The organism is Rathayibacter sp. KR2-224 (genome assembly GCF_049446075.1).
Classification (GTDB): Bacteria; Actinomycetota; Actinomycetes; order Actinomycetales; family Microbacteriaceae; genus Humibacter.
In genome coordinates this window covers 2,002,766-2,018,389 of sequence record NZ_JBMSEB010000001.1, presented here as the reverse complement: position 1 = coordinate 2,018,389, position 15,624 = coordinate 2,002,766, and the positions used below count along the sequence as shown (strand labels likewise).

Sequence of the window (15,624 nt, the reverse complement as noted above, 5' to 3'; positions counted from 1 at the left end):
AGGCCGGCCGCATCGCATCACATCACGACACCCGACCAACCACAGCACGAGAGGCACCACCATGAACACCACGCACCCGCCCCACCGACGACTCGGTCGCCGACTGCTCGGCGTCGCCGCAGCGAGCATGGCGTCGATCCTCGCGCTCACGGCGTGCTCCGCCTCGGGCGCGGGCACTGCGGCCACCACGTCGGAGTCCGCGGTGCAGAAGGGTGGAACGCTTACGCTCGCCTTCAACCAGGATCCCTACGCCAACCTCGACCCCAACCAGAACTTCTGGATCGAATCGCGCTCGCTCGACCGCAACCTCGTCGACTCGCTGACGGACCAGGATCCGAAGACGGGTGCGATCAAGCCGTGGCTGGCCACGAAGTGGTCCGTCTCGTCGGACGCCAAGACCTACACGTTCTGGCTGCGCAAGGATGTCACGTTCAGCGACGGAGAGAAGTTCGACGCCACAGCGGTGAAAGACACCCTCGACAACGTCAAGAAGCTGGGCGCGCTGGCATCCCTCGGCGCCACGTACATCTCCGGGTACTCGTCAACGACCGTGGTCGATCCGTACGAGGTGAAGGTCGACTTCGCCACGCCGAACGCCGCATTCCTGCAGGCGACAGCCACGACGACACTGGGCATCCTGTCGCCCAAGTCGTACACCGACTTCACGCCAGCGCAGCGAGCGCTCGGGCAGTTCTACGGGTCGGGTCCGTTCACGCTGAAGAAGTACACGCCGAACCAGTCCGTCGTGCTCGTCAAGCGCAAGGACTACGACTGGGGTTCGCCGATCAACTCCAACAGGGCCGCTGCCTACATCGACGAGCTCGATGTCAAGTACATCCCGGAAGAGAGCGTTCTGGTGGGTGCGCTGAACAGCGGCCAGATCGACGTCGCGTGGCCGCGCAACCCGCTCAGCGCCGCCGACCAGCAGAGCATCAAGTCCGGAGGCGGATCGATCCAAAGCGCCGTTCTGCCTGGGCTCGCCCTCGACCTGCTGCCGAACATCAACGGCATCCTCGGCGACGACGCGGTGCGCAAGGCGATCCAACTGGGCATCGACCGCAAGACCTGGGCCGACACGGTCTTCTATCCCGGCTACCCTGTCGCGACCAGCGTGATCGACTCGTCGACTCCGCAGTACAAGAACGAGTCGTCGTCGTTGAAGTACAACGCCAAGGCCGCGCAGCAGACACTCTCGGCCGCGGGCTGGAAGACCGGCAGCGACGGGTACCGCTACAAGGACGGCAAGCAACTGGCCGTCTCACTGCTGATCAACGCGCCGTGGCCCGGCTGGGATCTGCTGCAGAGCGAGCTGAAGGCCATCGGCATCAAGATCGTGCAGCAGGTCGACACCCCTGCCCAGTTCTCCGTGGATGCCAACAACGGCAAGTTCGACCTGACCGGCACGTACTTCACGCGGGGTGACGCAGACATCCTGCGCACGTACTACGACACCTCCGTCGTGGCTGAAGGCAAGGGGCCCGGTGCCTACACGCAGAAGCAGGATGTGGCGCAGAAGCTGCAGAGCCTGTTCGCACAGGAGATCGCCGAACCGGACACCGCCAAGCGCACCGCCCTGTTCGGGCAGATCCAAGACGAGCTCATCGCGTCCGGCACGCTCTTCCCGCTGCAGAACAGGGTTCAGGTGGCGGGTGTCGCGAGCACCGTGCACGGCCTGAAGTTCACGAACGAGGCGTTCCTGCGGCTCAACGACGTGTGGATCTCGAAGTGAGCCGATCACCCGAACAAGCGGGCGCCGAACAAGCCCGCGCTGAACAACCCGGCGCCTGAAGAACCGGATGCCTGAGGAACCGGATGCCTGAGGAAGGAGGGCGAGCATGCTGAAGTATGTGGTGGGCCGGCTCGGCCAGGCCGTACTGGTGCTGTGGGCCGCATACACGGTGTCGTTCATCGTCTTGTACCTGCTGCCGAGCGATCCGGTGCAGATCCTGATCAACCGGTCGGGGACTGCGACGACGACCTCGAAGGCGCAGATCGCGCAGATCGCGCACGAATACGGCTACGACCAGCCGGTGATCGTGCAGTACTTCTCGCAGCTGGGCAAGGCGCTCAGGCTCGACTTCGGGCAATCAGTCTCGATGCATCAGCCGGTGTCCTCGCTGATCGCGCAGAACCTGCCACCGACGCTCGCACTGGCGGGAACGGCGATTCTGTTCACCGCCGTCGGCGGCATCGTGCTCGCCTTCCTCGCGACGTATGTGGGATGGCGGCCGCTCCGGCGCCTGCTGGAGCGGCTGCCCGCCCTCGGGGTCTCGTTCCCCACCTTCTTCATCGGCCTGTTGCTCATCCAGCTCTTGAGCTTCGACCTGCATCTGTTCCCGTCGGTCGGCTCGGCGACGCCCGCGACGCTTGTCCTCCCGGCGCTCACCATGGCCATCCCGACCTCGGGCATCCTCGCCCAGGTGCTCATCCGCGGCATGAACGATCAGTTGGGTGAGGGCTATATCACCACGGCGAGGGCGAAGGGCCTTTCGAAGTTCGCGGTGCATGCCGTGCACGCGTTTCGCAACGCGGCATTGCCCGCGCTCACGATCCTCGGCCTGATCGTGGGCTACACGGTTGCCGGCGCTGTGGTCGCCGAGACCGTCTTCTCTCGCCTGGGTATCGGTCGTCTGGCCCAGCAGGCCGTGCTCGCCCAGGACATCCCGCTCGTTCAAGGCATCGTCGTGATCGCAGCTGCCGGCTTCGTGCTTGTGAACGTCGTGGTCGACCTCGTCTATCCGCTGCTCGATCCGCGCGTCGTCGTCACGGCGCGCGTGGCATGAAAGGAGGTCAGCCGTGACCGTGGAAGTCTCGATCATCGAAGGCGCCGCCGAGCTCGAACCCGCCCTCGAGCTGGGCGGCTCGCCGGCCGGCCGAGCGACGTGGCGCGCCGCGGGCGCCGCGCGAGACGCGGGCGGCGAGGCATCCGACGGCCCGGCCCGGCGGCGTGCCGGGCTGGTGGGCCGTCTCGTGCGTCGTCCGGGAGTGGTGGTCGCCGTGGTTTACGTGGCTGCGCTGCTGCTGGCGGCGGTCGCGCCCTTCGTGCTCGCGCACGGCGACCCCAGCGCCACATCGCCGCACACCGTCTTCCAGGCCCCGAGCTTCGCGCACTGGTTCGGCACCGACCAACTGGGCCGCGACCAGTACACGCGGTTCGTCTACGGCAGCTCGCTCTCGATCGAGGCGACCATCATCGCGGTGGGCGTTGCGGTGCTGGCCGGACTGGTCATCGGCGTGGTCTCCGGGTTCGTGGGCGGAGTCGTGGATGCCGTGCTCATGCGGTTCATCGACGTGCTGCTGGCGATCCCCGCCCTGCTCCTCTCCCTCGCCATCGTCACGGCTCTCGGCTTCGGCACCGTGAACGTCGCGCTCGCCGTCGGCGTCGGGATCACGCCAGGATTCGCTCGCGTGACGCGTTCGGAGGTGCTTCGGGTGCGCACGCTCCCGTATATCGAGGCCGCCAGGATCGGCGGAGGAGGACTGTTGCGGGTGCTGTGGCGCCACGTCTTGCCCAACTCGTGGGGGCCGGTTCTCGTGCTGGCGGTGCTGGACTTCGGCACCGCGCTGCTGGCCGTGGCCTCACTCAGCTTCCTGGGATTCGGCGCGCCGCCCCCCTCGCCCGAGTGGGGATCCCTCATCTCGGACGGCCGCAACTACCTCGCCACCTCGCCGTGGCTCGCGCTTCTGCCTGGCCTGGCGGTCGGGCTCGTCGTGCTTGCGCTCAACCACATCGGCAAGACCATCGAGGAGCTGCAGAGATGAGCGATCAATCGCGCGACGACGCTCGGCCGGCGATCGGGCCCGTGCTCGACATCCGCGGACTCCGCGTCGCCTACGGGGCGGGGCGGGAGGCCAGAGATGTGCTGCACGGCATCGACCTGAGCGTGTCGCCAGGGGAGCGAGTCGCCGTCGTCGGCGAATCGGGCTCAGGCAAGTCCACGATGGCGGCGGCCGCCCTCGGTCTGCTCGCCTCGGGCGGCCGCATCACCGGCGGCGCGGTGTCGATCGCGGGACGAGACGTCACTCGGTTCGGCGATCGTGACTTCCGATCGGTTCGAGGAACCGTCGCGGGCCTCGTGCCGCAGGATCCCATGGTGTCGCTCAACCCCACGCTGAAGATCGGGCCGCAGATCGCCGAAGTGATTCGTCGTCGCGGCGTCCCCAGGCGCGCGGTGTCGGCCGAGGTGATCGACGCCCTCACTCTCGCAGGCATCGACGACGCCGTGCTCCGGGCTCGGCAGTATCCGCACGAGCTCTCCGGCGGACTGCGGCAGCGGGCTCTCATCGCCATCGCGCTGGCCGGCCATCCTCGGTTGTTGATAGCGGACGAGCCGACGAGCGCCCTTGACGCGACCGTGCAACGTAGGATCCTCGATCACCTCGACCGCCTCGTGGAGCAGACCGGCATCGGCCTGCTCATCATCACTCACGACCTCGGCATCGCGGCCGACCGTGCCGATCAGGTCGTCGTCATGCAGAACGGAAGGGTCGTCGAGCGTGGAACTCCCGCGCGCGTGCTGGCGGCGCCGGAGCATCCGTACACGAAACGCCTGCTGGATGCTGCGCCCGCGTTCGCGGTCCCGCCGGCGACGCCGCTTGCCCGCCCTGCCGAGGGGAAGGCATCCGTGCCACTGCTTGAGCTCCGAGGTGTTTCGAAGGAGTTCCGCCTGCCTGGGCGCTCGCCCGATGGCGGTCCGCGTCATCTCCTGGCCGTCGACGACGTGAGCCTCAGCGTTTCGCCAGGCGAGACCCTGGCGCTGGTCGGGGAATCGGGCTCCGGCAAGACCACGACGCTGCGCATCGCCATGGGCCTCGAGCGCCCGACGTCGGGCACGGTGCACTTCGACGGTGCGGATGTCTCCGGCCTCGGCTGGCGCGCACTGCGTCCGTTGCGGCGCCGAGTGCAACTCGTGCACCAGAACCCGTTCGCATCGCTGGATCCCAAGTTCAGCGTCGCGCAGATCATCGCGGAACCGCTCGAGGCATTCCGAATCGGAGACCGTGCATCGCGAGGTGCGGCGGTACGCGAGCTTCTCGAACGCGTGGCGCTGCCGCAGAGTGCGCTCGATCGACGACCGGCCGAGCTTTCAGGCGGTCAGCGGCAGCGTGTCGCGATCGCGAGGGCGCTGGCACTCAGGCCCGAGCTCGTGCTGCTCGACGAGCCGGTCTCGGCGCTCGACGTCTCGGTGCAAGCACAGATCCTCGACCTTCTCGGCGAGCTGCAGCGCGAGCTGGGCCTCGCCTACCTGGTCATCTCGCACGATCTCGCCGTTGTCTCCGGGCTCGCGCACCGTGTCGCCGTCCTCGGCAAGGGGCGCGTCGTCGAGTCCGGACCTACCTCGCAGGTCTTCGGCGATCCCCGACACGAGCTGACGAGGGAACTACTAGCGGCCATCCCAGGGCGCCGTTCGGTGCCGGCCTGACCGGCCGACCAGTCATTCACGAAAGGAAAAGCACCATGTCCACCGCCTCATCCGACAGCTCCGCCTGCTCCCTGCCCGACGCAGGAGTCGCGCCCGGCACTGCTTCCAGCACACCCCAGCTCGTGACGCCCCAACTCGCGGCAGCCGCAGTGGCAGGTGGAGCCCTACTCATCGACGTGCGAAGCGCAGGCAACCGTGAACAGAACGGCGCCATCCCTCAGGCCGTCATCGCGGACCGCACCAGGATCGGCGAACAGTTCGACGTCGGTTCAGACGCGGCGCTGCCGGGCGTGGCGGATCACGACCAGGCCATCGTGGTCATCTGCGGCTCCATCAACGGCTCGCTCCCGGTGGCGGTCGAGTTGCTCGAGCTCGGGTTCCGCAACGTCGTTCACGTCGACGGCGGGTTCCCTGCCTGGAGGGATGCCGGCCTGCCCACGGCTCCCGTCGAGGAGAGCGTTCCGGCCTCCTGACCGGTTCGCGTCTCCTGCGGGCCGGACGTCACGCGAGGCTCAGTGCCTGCACCGTCTGCAGCAGGTCGTCCTCGTCGAGGGATGCCGCGGGCGTGCCTTCAGCGCGAGCGCGCGCGAGACGCGCCTGCAGTGCTTCGTTCGCCGGGGCATCCAGGCCGTTCAGCCGCGCCTGCAGAACGATCTCGCCGTTCAGGAAGTCGGTCTCCAGGCTGCGGCCGGTGTGCAGGCTCTGCCACGTGGAGCTGCCGCCCCGCGGATGGTCCGGGATGTCCGCCGCCGCGCTGCGCTCGAGCGGGATCGTCGATTCCGTGCGGAAGTCGGCGATTCCCCAGCCCGCTGCCGCGAGAACGGCGCGCGCCTCATCCTCGATGAGCCGACGTGCGGCATCCCGAAGCGCACTTGGCGGATACAGTGCGTCGAGACCGAACCCTGCGGCGACGACGAGCTTGGCCGCCTTCCAGCGAGCGATGTCCGCGACGGCCTGGGCCTCGAAGCTCGCCGCTCGGAGATCGGCGGCAACGCGGTTGGCCAGGGCGCCGTCCCCGTCGCGGTACCCGCCGAGCCACACGGTGCCGACGGCTGGATCGCCGGGCGACACGACCTCTCCTGGCCGCGTGTAGCTCGACGGCAACCAAAGAACACCGGCGAGCACGGTGGCGAAGCGGCGGAGGGCGCTGCGCTCGCTGTCGAGGCCGTTCTGGAGTGTCAGAACGGGAACGTCGCGTGCGCTGCCCAGCGGTGCTCGGGCGGGGACTCCGGCGAGGTCGGCGAGAGTCCGCTCGCTGTCCTGCGACTTCGTGGCGAGCACCAGGACGTCACCCGAGCGCAGCACGAGTTCCCCGATCGGAGCCGCTATCGAGGCATCCACCGTCTCTTCGCCCTCTGGGCGGATGTAGCGCAGGGTGCCGGCCCTCGCATGCTCCAGCTGGCTGCCGCGCGCGATCAGCACGACCTGCCTGCCCGCGCCGTGCAGCTCCACCGCCAACGTCACACCCACGGCCCCGGCACCGACCACGACATAGCGCTCCGGCAGGTAGCCGTCGGCGAGCTGCGGGGACTGGTGCGGTGACATGGGATCTCCCGGGGTGAAGCCGAGCGCGTCGGATCGTCGGCGGCGGTGCGGTGTCGGTGTGCTCAGAACGCCTTGCCTGGGTTGAGGATGCCTGCCGGGTCGAGCACGCGCTTGAGCTCGCCGTGCAGCGCCAGCACGCGGTCGCCGACCTCGGCGCGCACCCACTCCCGCTTGAGCAGCCCGATGCCGTGCTCTGCCGTGAGCGTGCCGCCCAACCGAAGGGCCAGGCCGAAGATGGCATCGGCGGCAGTGCGCGCCGCCTCAGGGATCTGCTGCGCGGCATCCCCTCCGATCAGGATGATCGGATGCAGGTTGCCGTCCCCGGCATGCCCGAAGACGAAGATGCGCACCCCCGTCCGTTCGGCGATGACTCCGATCTCGCGGATGGCTTCGGCTAGTCGGCTGCGCGGCACCGCGATGTCTTCGATGAGCACGCGGCCCAACCGTTCTATGGCGGGAAGCGCCAGTCGCCTGGCCGCGAGCAGATGCTCAGCCTCGCCCGCATCCGTTGTCCATTCCACCGAAGCGGCACTCGCGTTCAGCACGGCGAGCACGACGGCGAGCTCCGCTTCCGCCCCGAAGCCGTCGGTCTGCACCACGAGAAGGGCCTCGCCTCTGTCGTGCAGCGTGCTGCCTTGCGCATCGTCGATGGCCTGCAGGGTCGCGCCGTCGATGATCTCGAGCACGCTGGGTCGCGTGCCGCTCACCGCGATGCCCGCGACGGCATCCGCTGCAGACTCCAGCGAGTCGAAGTAGGCGATGGCCGTCGCGGTGTGCGGCGGGATCGGCAGCAGGCGCAGGGTCGCGCCGACCACGACGCCGAGCGTTCCCTCCGAACCGACGATCAGGCCGGCGAGGTCGTAGCCGGTCACACCCTTCACGGTGGAGCGCCCGACGTGCACCAGCTCGCCGTCGGCCAGCACCACGTCGAGAGCGAGTACGGCATCCCGAGTGACGCCGTACTTCGCCCCGCGCAGGCCCCCGGCATTCGTGGCGATGTTGCCGCCGATCGTGGAGATTCCGACGCTTCCCGGGTCGGGGGCGTAGAAGAGCCCCAGCTCTCTAGCTGCTCGGTCGAGCTCGGCCGTGATGACTCCGGGCTCGACCCGGGCCACGCCGTCGACGGGATCGATCGACAGGATGCGGTCGAGGCCCGAAAGGTCGAGCACGATCTCTCCGCCAGTTGCCACGGCAGCACCGGCCAGACCGGACGCCGCGCCACGGGTGACGATTGGGATGCCGTCGCGGCTGGCTCGCCTCAGCGTCTCCTGCACGTGCCCGACGTCCCGCGCGACGACCACTTCGAGCGGAGGGCCGGAGGGGAGAAGGCCGGAACGGTCCGTAGCGAGCGTCGTCTGGTCGGCGATGCTCATGTGGGTTCGGGGCCGACGGCGAGCGGCAGCTCGGGGTGGTTCGACCACTGGCTCCACGACCCCGCGTACAGGGCAGGCTCATAACCGGCGATGGTCAGTGCCGCAAACGTGTGCGCGGCGGTGACGCCCGAGCCGCAGTAGCTCGCGACCGGACCGTCGGCAGGCACGCCGATCTCCGCGAAACGCGCCCGGAGAGCCTCGGGCGAAAGGAAGCGTCCTTCGGCATCCACGTTGCCGGTCGTGGGGGCGTTGAGCGCGCCAGGGATGTGGCCGGCACGAGGGTCGATGGGTTCGGTGTCGCCGCGGTAGCGCTCGGGGGCCCGGGCATCCAGCAGCGTTCCTGTCGCGGGGAAGGTGGCAGCCTCCTTGAGCGAGAGCACGGGCAGGGCGCCGTATTCGAGCACGACGTCGCCCGGCTCGGGAACGACGTTCCCGGACTCGATGGGGAGCCCGGCCGACGTCCAGGCCCTGAGCGACCCGTCGAGGAAGCGCACGTCCGACAGCCCGGCGTAGCGCAGCAACCACCAGGCTCGTGCCGACGACATGTTCTTCAGGTCGTCGTAGACGACGACGCGATCCCCGCGGCGGATGCCCCACGCTCGGGCGGAGGCCTGCAGCTTCTCGACCCGAGGAAGCGGATGCCTGCCCGCGCGCGGATCTCCGTGCTCGGCGAGTTCATGGTCGAGATCGACGTACACGGCACCCGGGACGTGCCCGGCCAGGTACTCGGGTCGTCCGTCGGGACGGTCCAGCCGCCAGCGCACGTCCAGCACGCGCGGTGGGGTGCTGCTCGCCAGCTCGCCGGCCAGCTCGCTTGCCGTGATCAGGTGTGACATCGGTTCCTTCCCGGCCGGCCCACGCGCTGGGTTCCGGCCGATTCTCGACTGGATGCTTCAGACCGCCTGCAGGTGCCGCTTGGCGGAGAAGAACCGCGTGAGCGCCCCGAGCGCGGAGCTCTCCAGCTCCGTGTCGAGACCCCGCCTGGACAGCAGCCGCACGTAGATGCGACCGAGGTCGGGCAGGTCTCGCCGAATCACGAGCCCTGAGGGCGCCGGCCCGGCCGTGGGGAGCACCGCTACCCCGAGGCCGGCCCTTGCCGCGGCGATCACGCCTTCAAGACTGCCGGATTCGGCCGTGATCTCCACTCGCTTGCCAAGACCGCCGAGCTCCTGGAGTGCGCGTCGTCGCATTCCGCATGGCTCGATGTAGGCGACGAGCGGTACGGGCGCGTCGTCAGGCAGCTGCTTTCCCGGCGCCGAGTACCAGTTCAGCGGAAGGGAGCCGACCTCCGCTCCGGCCGCCGAGCTGTCCACATCGAGAACGATGGCGAGGTCGATGGTGCCCTTGTCCACCGCGTCGATCATCTGCGTCGAGCGCTCGATGCGGAACTGCACAGGACGATCGGGGTACACGGCCCGCAGCTCCCTCAACATCTCGGGGAGGATCTGTTCGGCTGCGGTCTCAGTGGAGCCGAGCACGATGCTGCGGTCGTGCGTGGCATCCAATCGCGCCAGCGCCTCGTCGTGCACCGAGAGGATGCGCCGCGCCTCGATCAGCAGCGCTTCACCGGTCGGGGTGAAACGCGTGCGTCGTCCCTCGAGGCGCACCAGTCGTGAGCCGAGCCTGCGCTCCAGAAGACGAACGTGCTGGCTCACGGTGGACTGGCTCAGGTGCAGGGCGGTGGCTGCGCGCCCGAAGCCGCCGCAGTCCGCGATGGCCGCGAATGTGCGCAGCTGGATGATGTCCAACGTGTTCGCCACCCAGCGACCATAAGCACGCTGCTTCCGATCTCGGCCCGCCGCTGGTCACATACCGTCACGGGGCGAAATCATGTGACCACCGATCGCGCCGGGCGATGCATTCTCATTACGAATGCGTCGTTGTACGAAGCCGTCGAGGTTCCTACGCTCGACTCTCGTGCGCATCCATGGCGCAGCCGGCCGATCACCGGCCGAAGAGAGTGAGGCACGCGACCATGACTTTGAGTGCTGTGACGAGCACGACCGATCCGGCTCCCATCGTGGACGGTGGCGTCGCTAGCTCCCCGTCGTTCGAGGGGCTCACGCCAGAGGAATTCAAGCTGGCATTCCGGCATCACCCGGCTGGGGTTGCTCTCATCACTGCCGACGCGGGCGACGGACCCGTTGCGCTGACCGCGACGTCCGTGTTCTCGGTGAGCGCCGAGCCGCCTCTGTTCGTCTTCTCGATCTCCGATCAGTCCTCGAGTTCGCAGACCATCATCAGGGCGGCCACGGTGGTCGTGCACCTGCTGTCCGCAGAACAACTCGCCCTCGCCAAGCTCGGCGCGGCGCGGGGTGTGGATCGCTTCGCCGACGCCGACAGCTGGAAGCGTCTCGTCACGGGCGAGCCCTACTTCACGGCCGCAGGCACCTGGATCCGTGGCAAGGTCATCGACCGCATGCGTGCGGGCGGCTCGACGGTCATCGCAGCGCATGCCGTGCAGGCCCATTTGCCCGACGCCGACGGCGATGCGGGCTCGCCGCTCGTCTACCACAGCCGCACCTGGCACGCTCTCGGCGCTCACTCCCGGCTCGAGTAGCCGCCGCGCGTGACTCTCGCCCCAGTCGCCTTAGGCTGGAGGCCGTGACGGAGAACTCCACCAGTACCTACCGCGAGGCCGGTGTCGACACGGCAGCGGGCGACCTGGCGGTCGAGCTCATGAAGTCGGCCGTGGCCAAGACCCATGGGCCCGAGGTGCTGGGCGGCGTCGGCGGCTTCGCCGGCCTGTTCGATGCATCCGCGCTGCGTGGCTACCGGCGTCCGCTCCTAGCCACCTCGACCGACGGCGTCGGCACGAAGGTGGCGATCGCCCAGGCGATCGACAAGCACGACACCATCGGTCAAGACCTCGTGGGCATGGTGGTCGACGACATCGTCGTCGTCGGCGCGAAACCGCTGTACATGACGGACTACATCGCCTGCGGCAAGGTGGTGCCCGAGCGCATCGCCGACATCGTTCGCGGCATCGCCGCGGCCTGCTCCGAGACCCGCACAGCCCTCGTGGGCGGAGAGACCGCGGAGCACCCAGGGCTGCTGGGCGTCGACGACTACGACGTCGCGGGCGCCGCGACCGGCGTGGTCGAAGCGGATGCCGTGCTCGGCCCGGAGAAGGTGCGGAACGGCGACGCCGTGCTCGCGATCGGGAGCTCGGGTCTGCACTCGAACGGGTACTCGCTCGTTCGGCACATCCTGGCCAAGCGGAGCATCGCTTTCACCGACCGTCTCGACGAGTTCGGCGGCGTGGTGGGCGAGGCGCTGCTCGAGCCAACGCGGCTGTACACCGCGCCGCTGCTGCGCGTGCTCGCCTCGCCCAGCGGGGCATCCGTGCATGCCCTCTCGCACGTGACCGGCGGCGGCATCGCAGCCAACCTCGCGCGCGTGCTTCCGCGTGGCTCGTGGGTCGACGTCGACCGTTCCACCTGGTCGCCTTCACCCGTCTTCCGCGTGCTCAGCGATCTGGCAGGCACCACGCTCGAGAGTTCAGAGGGCACCTGGAACTTGGGCATCGGCTTCTTCGCCGTCGTGTCGGCGGATGCCGCATCCACCGTGATCTCGACTCTCGCGATCGACGGCATTCCGGCCTGGCAGGTCGGCAGCGTGTCGACGGTCGAGCACGACCTCACCGGTTACGAGCAGGGCGCGAAGGGCGTGGACGGCGGGGCCGTGCGCCTCGTCGGCGGGTTCGCGAGCTGACCTCGACGCCGGCCCCCGCAGTGAAGCGGTGAGCGCCGCGGATCAGGCGCCTGGCCCGTTCTTGCCGGTCACGGTCGTACGCGCGCGACCGCCGTTCGCAGTCACTCCGATCTCGACACCTGACCCGATTCCCCCGAGCACGCCGCTGGCGTCCACGACGATCTCCGCTGTTGCGGAACCACCGGGAGGGATGCTTGCGCTGACCGGCACCGGGAACTTGTTCGGGTCCCGGCCGGCAACCGCCGGTAGGCCGCGTACCTGCCCTCTGCCGTCTGCACGCCACTGCACCGAGTCGAAGCGCACATCGCCTGCGGCCGCGGCTCCGGTGTTCTTCACCGTGACCCGCCACGTGCCCTTGCTGTTGCGCTCCTTCGCGACGAGGTCGACCGTGGCCGTGAGCTCGGCGTCGCCGACGTCGCGGCCCTCGTCGACTTCGAGCAGGATCGTGTCCCATCCGAGGCCGTTGCCGGCGGCCGTGCCGTTCCCGCGTGTGAAGGTGATGGTGTTCGTCCCGACCACAAGTGCGCCGGCCGGGAACGTCAGTACGGCGGTGCGTGGGTAGCCGCTGCGGTCAGCCTGGCGAGCGATTGTCGAGTCGTTGTTGTTCGGCAGTGACCCGGTGACCACCGAGCTGTCCCCGTTCACCACGACGGTGGGACGACCGCCCTGCTGCATCGCGGTAGCAACGGTGAGGTACGCGGTGCCCGTGAGTTCGCGGTCGAGGCTGAACGACACCGTCCACGTGCCGCCCTGGGTCTGGGCGTAGTACCAGTCCGTGGGTTCCCAGCTCTCGCCAATGGTGAACGTCAGCGCGCCAGGCACGTCGCTCGGCTTCTCGTACGCACGCGGTTCCGAGTGCACGGGAGACTTCGTCGCCAAGGCGAACTCCTGGCTGCTGCGGTCGGCGCGACCGAGCTGCCAGAGGAATGTCGACCTGTTCGTCGGAGTCCACGTGATGGTCCCAAGATCGGTCGTCCTGCCGGCGACCGTGACACCGGTCTGCTGGTACTGCTCCACGACCGAACCCTTGGACGCGAACGCGTACAAGGTGTACGTGCCGGGCGTCTTGGTGCCGGGAACCCAGGCGGGCGGGATGCCTGGCAGCGAGAACGTCCCGTCGGCTGCCGTCTTCACCCAGTACGTGGGCTCGTGGATGGTGTAGACATCCGCGACCGTCTGGGTCGACAGCAGTACGTAGAAGCCGTCGGCCGGTCGGCCGTCTGCGAGACGGAGTGTGCCGGTGACGCGGGAGCGATCGCTCGGCTCCGGGTAGAGGTCGTCGACGATCCATGACGCGCCTGCGCGGTTCTCGGCGATCTCCGTCTGAGCCGCGGCGGCTGCGTTGGCGATGACCTCGGCATCCGTTCCGCCCGTTGAGATGTGGGTGTACCAGGGCCCGTAGAGGCGCCGATAGCCCTGGCCGAGCTGATAGCTCGGCAGGCCGTAGTGATTCGCGCCGAAGTAGTTGAGGATGAGCGCGTCCTGATGGATGGCGAGGTCCTGATGGTTCGGACCGACACCGTAGAACGCGCACAGTGTCTCTTCCGTGACGCCGCCGAGCGGCGTGAGCCATGCGCCGAATCCGTGACCGAAGTGGCCGAACATCGGGTTCTCGTGGTGATACAGACTCCAGTTGTACTTCGTGTACACGGAGCCGGGCGGAAGGTTGCCCGAGTTGTCCTGCGGCGAGGGCAGGCTCGGGTTGTTGACGCCGTCGACCCGCCAGGTCTCGTCTTGCACCTGCTGCTGGGTCGCGAGATAGGCATATGTGGGCTGCTTGCCGCTCCCGCGTTCCCAGTTGTACGCGTTGTCGAGCATGGCGCGGTCCCAGCGCGTGTTCATGCGCACCTCGTTGATCGAGGTGGCCGCGGCAGCCGTCACGATGTCGTATCCGTACAGCCCGCGCTTGCCCCGTCGCATGATCAGGTGGTGCTCGTGCTGCAGAGGCGTGCTCGTCGTGTCCAGGAACGCCACCTCGACGAGGTCGCGGGATGCCCGCAGCACGCGCACCTCGGTGCACACGAGACGAGTCTTGCCGCCGCTCGCGTCGATGTAGAGGGAATGCTGGCGATCAGGATCGCGAGGGTCGACGCCGTTGAGGTTGTGCGCGAGCTCTGTGCCGTCCACGAGGACCGAAGTGGCCGTGATCGACGTGTCAGTCCAGCCGGTCACGACGCCACCCGCCGCGTCGTCGCGGCCGAACGTGAAGGTCACCAGCCCGTTGTCGAGCACGAGCGAGGGCACCTGGCCGGGGAACGCGTAGCTTCCCACCGAGGCGGGGCGACCGCCGATGGCGACACTGACGTCGCCAGGTCCTGGGGGAGCCTCACCGGCGGCGTGCGCCGCAGCGCCAGCACCCGTATTGGCGACGACCGCACCAGCTGTCACCGCGCCGAAGAGCCCAAGCGCCGAACGCCGAGACAACCCTTGCTTCCCCAACTCCACGAACTGCTCCCTTGCATTCCATGGATGAATCGTTTCATCCGCAGCATGGGAGCCTACACCCGTTCGTGCCCCTTATGGGGGCCGGATGCACCTGGCAGACTCGTGCCTCGTGGACGTGACATTCGACGCGCTGATCGCCGAGGGCGAGGCCGTGCCCACGGAGGGCTGGGACTTCTCGTGGTTCCACGGTCGTGCGACGGAGCAGCGCCCGAGCTGGGGATACGCGCGCCTGGCATCCGTTCGCGCGAGCGGCGCTGACAGCGCGCTCGACGTGCAGACCGGCGGCGGCGAGGTCTTCGCCGAGATCCTCTCCGGCGCCGATCCCGCGCCGTCCGCCGTGGCCGCCACCGAGGGGTGGGGACCCAACGTGCCGATCGCCCGTGCGGCCCTCGCCCCGTTCGGCGGCATCGTCGCGGAGTCGCCAGAGGATGCCCCGCTGCCATTCGCCGACGCGGCCTTCGCGCTCGCGCTGAGCAGGCATCCGGTGCCAGGCAACGAGAACCTCGCCGAGATCGCGCGCGTGCTCCGCCCCGGAGGCATGTACCTCTCGCAGCAGATCGGCGAACGATCGAACGCGGAGCTGTACGAGTTCCTGCTCGGGCCGCAGCCGAGCGGTGCCGTGCCGCGCATCGAGCTGCTGCGCGAGCAGGCGGTGCAGGCCGGCCTCGAGGTGGTGCAGCTGCGCGAGGAGCGCACCCGCATCGAATTCTTCGACGTCGCGGCCGTCGTGCACTTTCTGCGCAAGGTGATCTGGACCGTCCCCGGCTTCACGGTCGAGCGGTACCGAGACCGTCTCCTGGAGATCCACCGGATCATCGAGCGCGACGGCGCCTTCGTCTGCCACAGTTCGCGCATCCTGCTTGAGGCCCGCCGGCCGCCGGAAGGTTAGGCGCGCCGCAGGCAGACCCGCGGAAAATCGGAGATTCGCCGCGACACGCCAGCAGGGGCGCCGGCACGCCGGCCTGCCCCGCAGATCTCCGATTTTCGGCGGGCGCGTGTCCGGTGGTGGGCGCGCGGGTGGTGGGCGCGCGGGTGGTGAGTGCCCAGGCGGTGGTTGTCCGGGCAGCGGAGTGGTGGGTGACAAATGTCACGCGCGCAACGTGATGCACGGCCGAGGCACTGGC

13 protein-coding genes are annotated in these 15,624 nt (G+C 68.7%); 8 read left to right on the top strand and 5 right to left on the bottom strand.

Features of this window, described 5'->3' with window-relative positions:
• Positions 1–61 precede the first annotated feature (61 nt).
• From ACO2Q7_RS09180 to ACO2Q7_RS09160, 5 genes are all read left to right on the top strand, one after another.
• A complete protein-coding gene (locus tag ACO2Q7_RS09180; RefSeq protein WP_423355302.1) occupies positions 62–1,729 on the top strand; it encodes an ABC transporter substrate-binding protein in 1,668 nt (555 codons plus the stop codon).
• 106 nt (positions 1,730–1,835) lie between these two features.
• Positions 1,836–2,783 (top strand): ABC transporter permease, encoded by a 948-nt coding sequence (locus ACO2Q7_RS09175; protein WP_423355301.1) that lies wholly within the window; start codon positions 1,836–1,838, stop codon positions 2,781–2,783.
• Positions 2,784–2,796: 13 nt separating this feature from the next.
• Complete coding sequence (locus ACO2Q7_RS09170; protein ID WP_423355300.1) at positions 2,797–3,762, top strand: ABC transporter permease; 966 nt, start codon at positions 2,797–2,799, stop codon at positions 3,760–3,762.
• On the top strand, positions 3,759–5,423 hold the full coding sequence (locus ACO2Q7_RS09165; protein WP_423355299.1) for a dipeptide ABC transporter ATP-binding protein: 1,665 nt from the start codon (positions 3,759–3,761) through the stop codon (positions 5,421–5,423). The genes ACO2Q7_RS09170 and ACO2Q7_RS09165 overlap by 4 nt, the downstream gene beginning before the upstream one ends.
• Before the next feature lie 35 nt (positions 5,424–5,458).
• The gene (locus tag ACO2Q7_RS09160; RefSeq protein WP_423355298.1) at positions 5,459–5,896 is read left to right on the top strand and encodes a rhodanese-like domain-containing protein; all 438 of its coding nucleotides are present in this window, start codon (positions 5,459–5,461) and stop codon (positions 5,894–5,896) included.
• 28 nt (positions 5,897–5,924) lie between these two features.
• On the opposite strand, the gene ACO2Q7_RS09155 is transcribed toward ACO2Q7_RS09160, so the two are convergent.
• The 4 genes from ACO2Q7_RS09155 to ACO2Q7_RS09140 form a co-directional block, all read right to left on the bottom strand.
• Positions 5,925–6,968, bottom strand: coding sequence for a ketopantoate reductase family protein (locus tag ACO2Q7_RS09155; RefSeq protein ID WP_423355297.1), 1,044 nt, complete (start codon positions 6,966–6,968; stop codon positions 5,925–5,927).
• 62 nt (positions 6,969–7,030) lie between these two features.
• Positions 7,031–8,341 (bottom strand): FAD-binding oxidoreductase, encoded by a 1,311-nt coding sequence (locus tag ACO2Q7_RS09150; protein ID WP_423355296.1) that lies wholly within the window; start codon positions 8,339–8,341, stop codon positions 7,031–7,033.
• Positions 8,338–9,177, bottom strand: coding sequence for a sulfurtransferase (locus ACO2Q7_RS09145; RefSeq protein WP_423355295.1), 840 nt, complete (start codon positions 9,175–9,177; stop codon positions 8,338–8,340). The genes ACO2Q7_RS09150 and ACO2Q7_RS09145 overlap by 4 nt, the downstream gene beginning before the upstream one ends.
• Positions 9,178–9,234: 57 nt before the next feature.
• Entirely contained in the window at positions 9,235–10,101 is an 867-nt protein-coding gene (locus ACO2Q7_RS09140; RefSeq protein ID WP_423355294.1) for a LysR family transcriptional regulator, read from the bottom strand.
• A gap of 215 nt (positions 10,102–10,316) precedes the next feature.
• On the opposite strand from ACO2Q7_RS09140, the gene ACO2Q7_RS09135 reads away from it, so the two are divergent.
• Complete coding sequence (locus ACO2Q7_RS09135; RefSeq protein WP_423355293.1) at positions 10,317–10,901, top strand: flavin reductase family protein; 585 nt, start codon at positions 10,317–10,319, stop codon at positions 10,899–10,901.
• Between the two features lie 44 nt (positions 10,902–10,945).
• Entirely contained in the window at positions 10,946–12,055 is a 1,110-nt protein-coding gene (purM, locus tag ACO2Q7_RS09130; RefSeq protein WP_423355292.1) for a phosphoribosylformylglycinamidine cyclo-ligase, read from the top strand.
• Between the two features lie 42 nt (positions 12,056–12,097).
• Here the strand turns inward: purM and ACO2Q7_RS09125 are convergent, their stop codons facing one another.
• Positions 12,098–14,479 (bottom strand): polysaccharide lyase family protein, encoded by a 2,382-nt coding sequence (locus ACO2Q7_RS09125; RefSeq protein ID WP_423355291.1) that lies wholly within the window; start codon positions 14,477–14,479, stop codon positions 12,098–12,100.
• 130 nt (positions 14,480–14,609) lie between these two features.
• On the opposite strand from ACO2Q7_RS09125, the gene ACO2Q7_RS09120 reads away from it, so the two are divergent.
• Complete coding sequence (locus ACO2Q7_RS09120; RefSeq protein ID WP_423355290.1) at positions 14,610–15,389, top strand: SAM-dependent methyltransferase; 780 nt, start codon at positions 14,610–14,612, stop codon at positions 15,387–15,389.
• Positions 15,390–15,624 lie beyond the last annotated feature (235 nt).

Excerpts from the sequence above, each read along its gene's own strand:
- ACO2Q7_RS09180 (WP_423355302.1), top strand. The coding sequence starts at position 62 with ATGAACACCACGCACCCGCCCCACCGACGACTCGGTCGCCGACTGCTC.
- ACO2Q7_RS09175 (WP_423355301.1), top strand. The coding sequence starts at position 1,836 with ATGCTGAAGTATGTGGTGGGCCGGCTCGGCCAGGCCGTACTGGTGCTG.
- ACO2Q7_RS09165 (WP_423355299.1), top strand. The coding sequence starts at position 3,759 with ATGAGCGATCAATCGCGCGACGACGCTCGGCCGGCGATCGGGCCCGTG.
- ACO2Q7_RS09160 (WP_423355298.1), top strand. The coding sequence starts at position 5,459 with ATGTCCACCGCCTCATCCGACAGCTCCGCCTGCTCCCTGCCCGACGCA.
- ACO2Q7_RS09155 (WP_423355297.1), bottom strand. The coding sequence starts at position 6,968 with ATGTCACCGCACCAGTCCCCGCAGCTCGCCGACGGCTACCTGCCGGAG.
- ACO2Q7_RS09150 (WP_423355296.1), bottom strand. The coding sequence starts at position 8,341 with ATGAGCATCGCCGACCAGACGACGCTCGCTACGGACCGTTCCGGCCTT.
- ACO2Q7_RS09145 (WP_423355295.1), bottom strand. The coding sequence starts at position 9,177 with ATGTCACACCTGATCACGGCAAGCGAGCTGGCCGGCGAGCTGGCGAGC.
- ACO2Q7_RS09135 (WP_423355293.1), top strand. The coding sequence starts at position 10,317 with ATGACTTTGAGTGCTGTGACGAGCACGACCGATCCGGCTCCCATCGTG.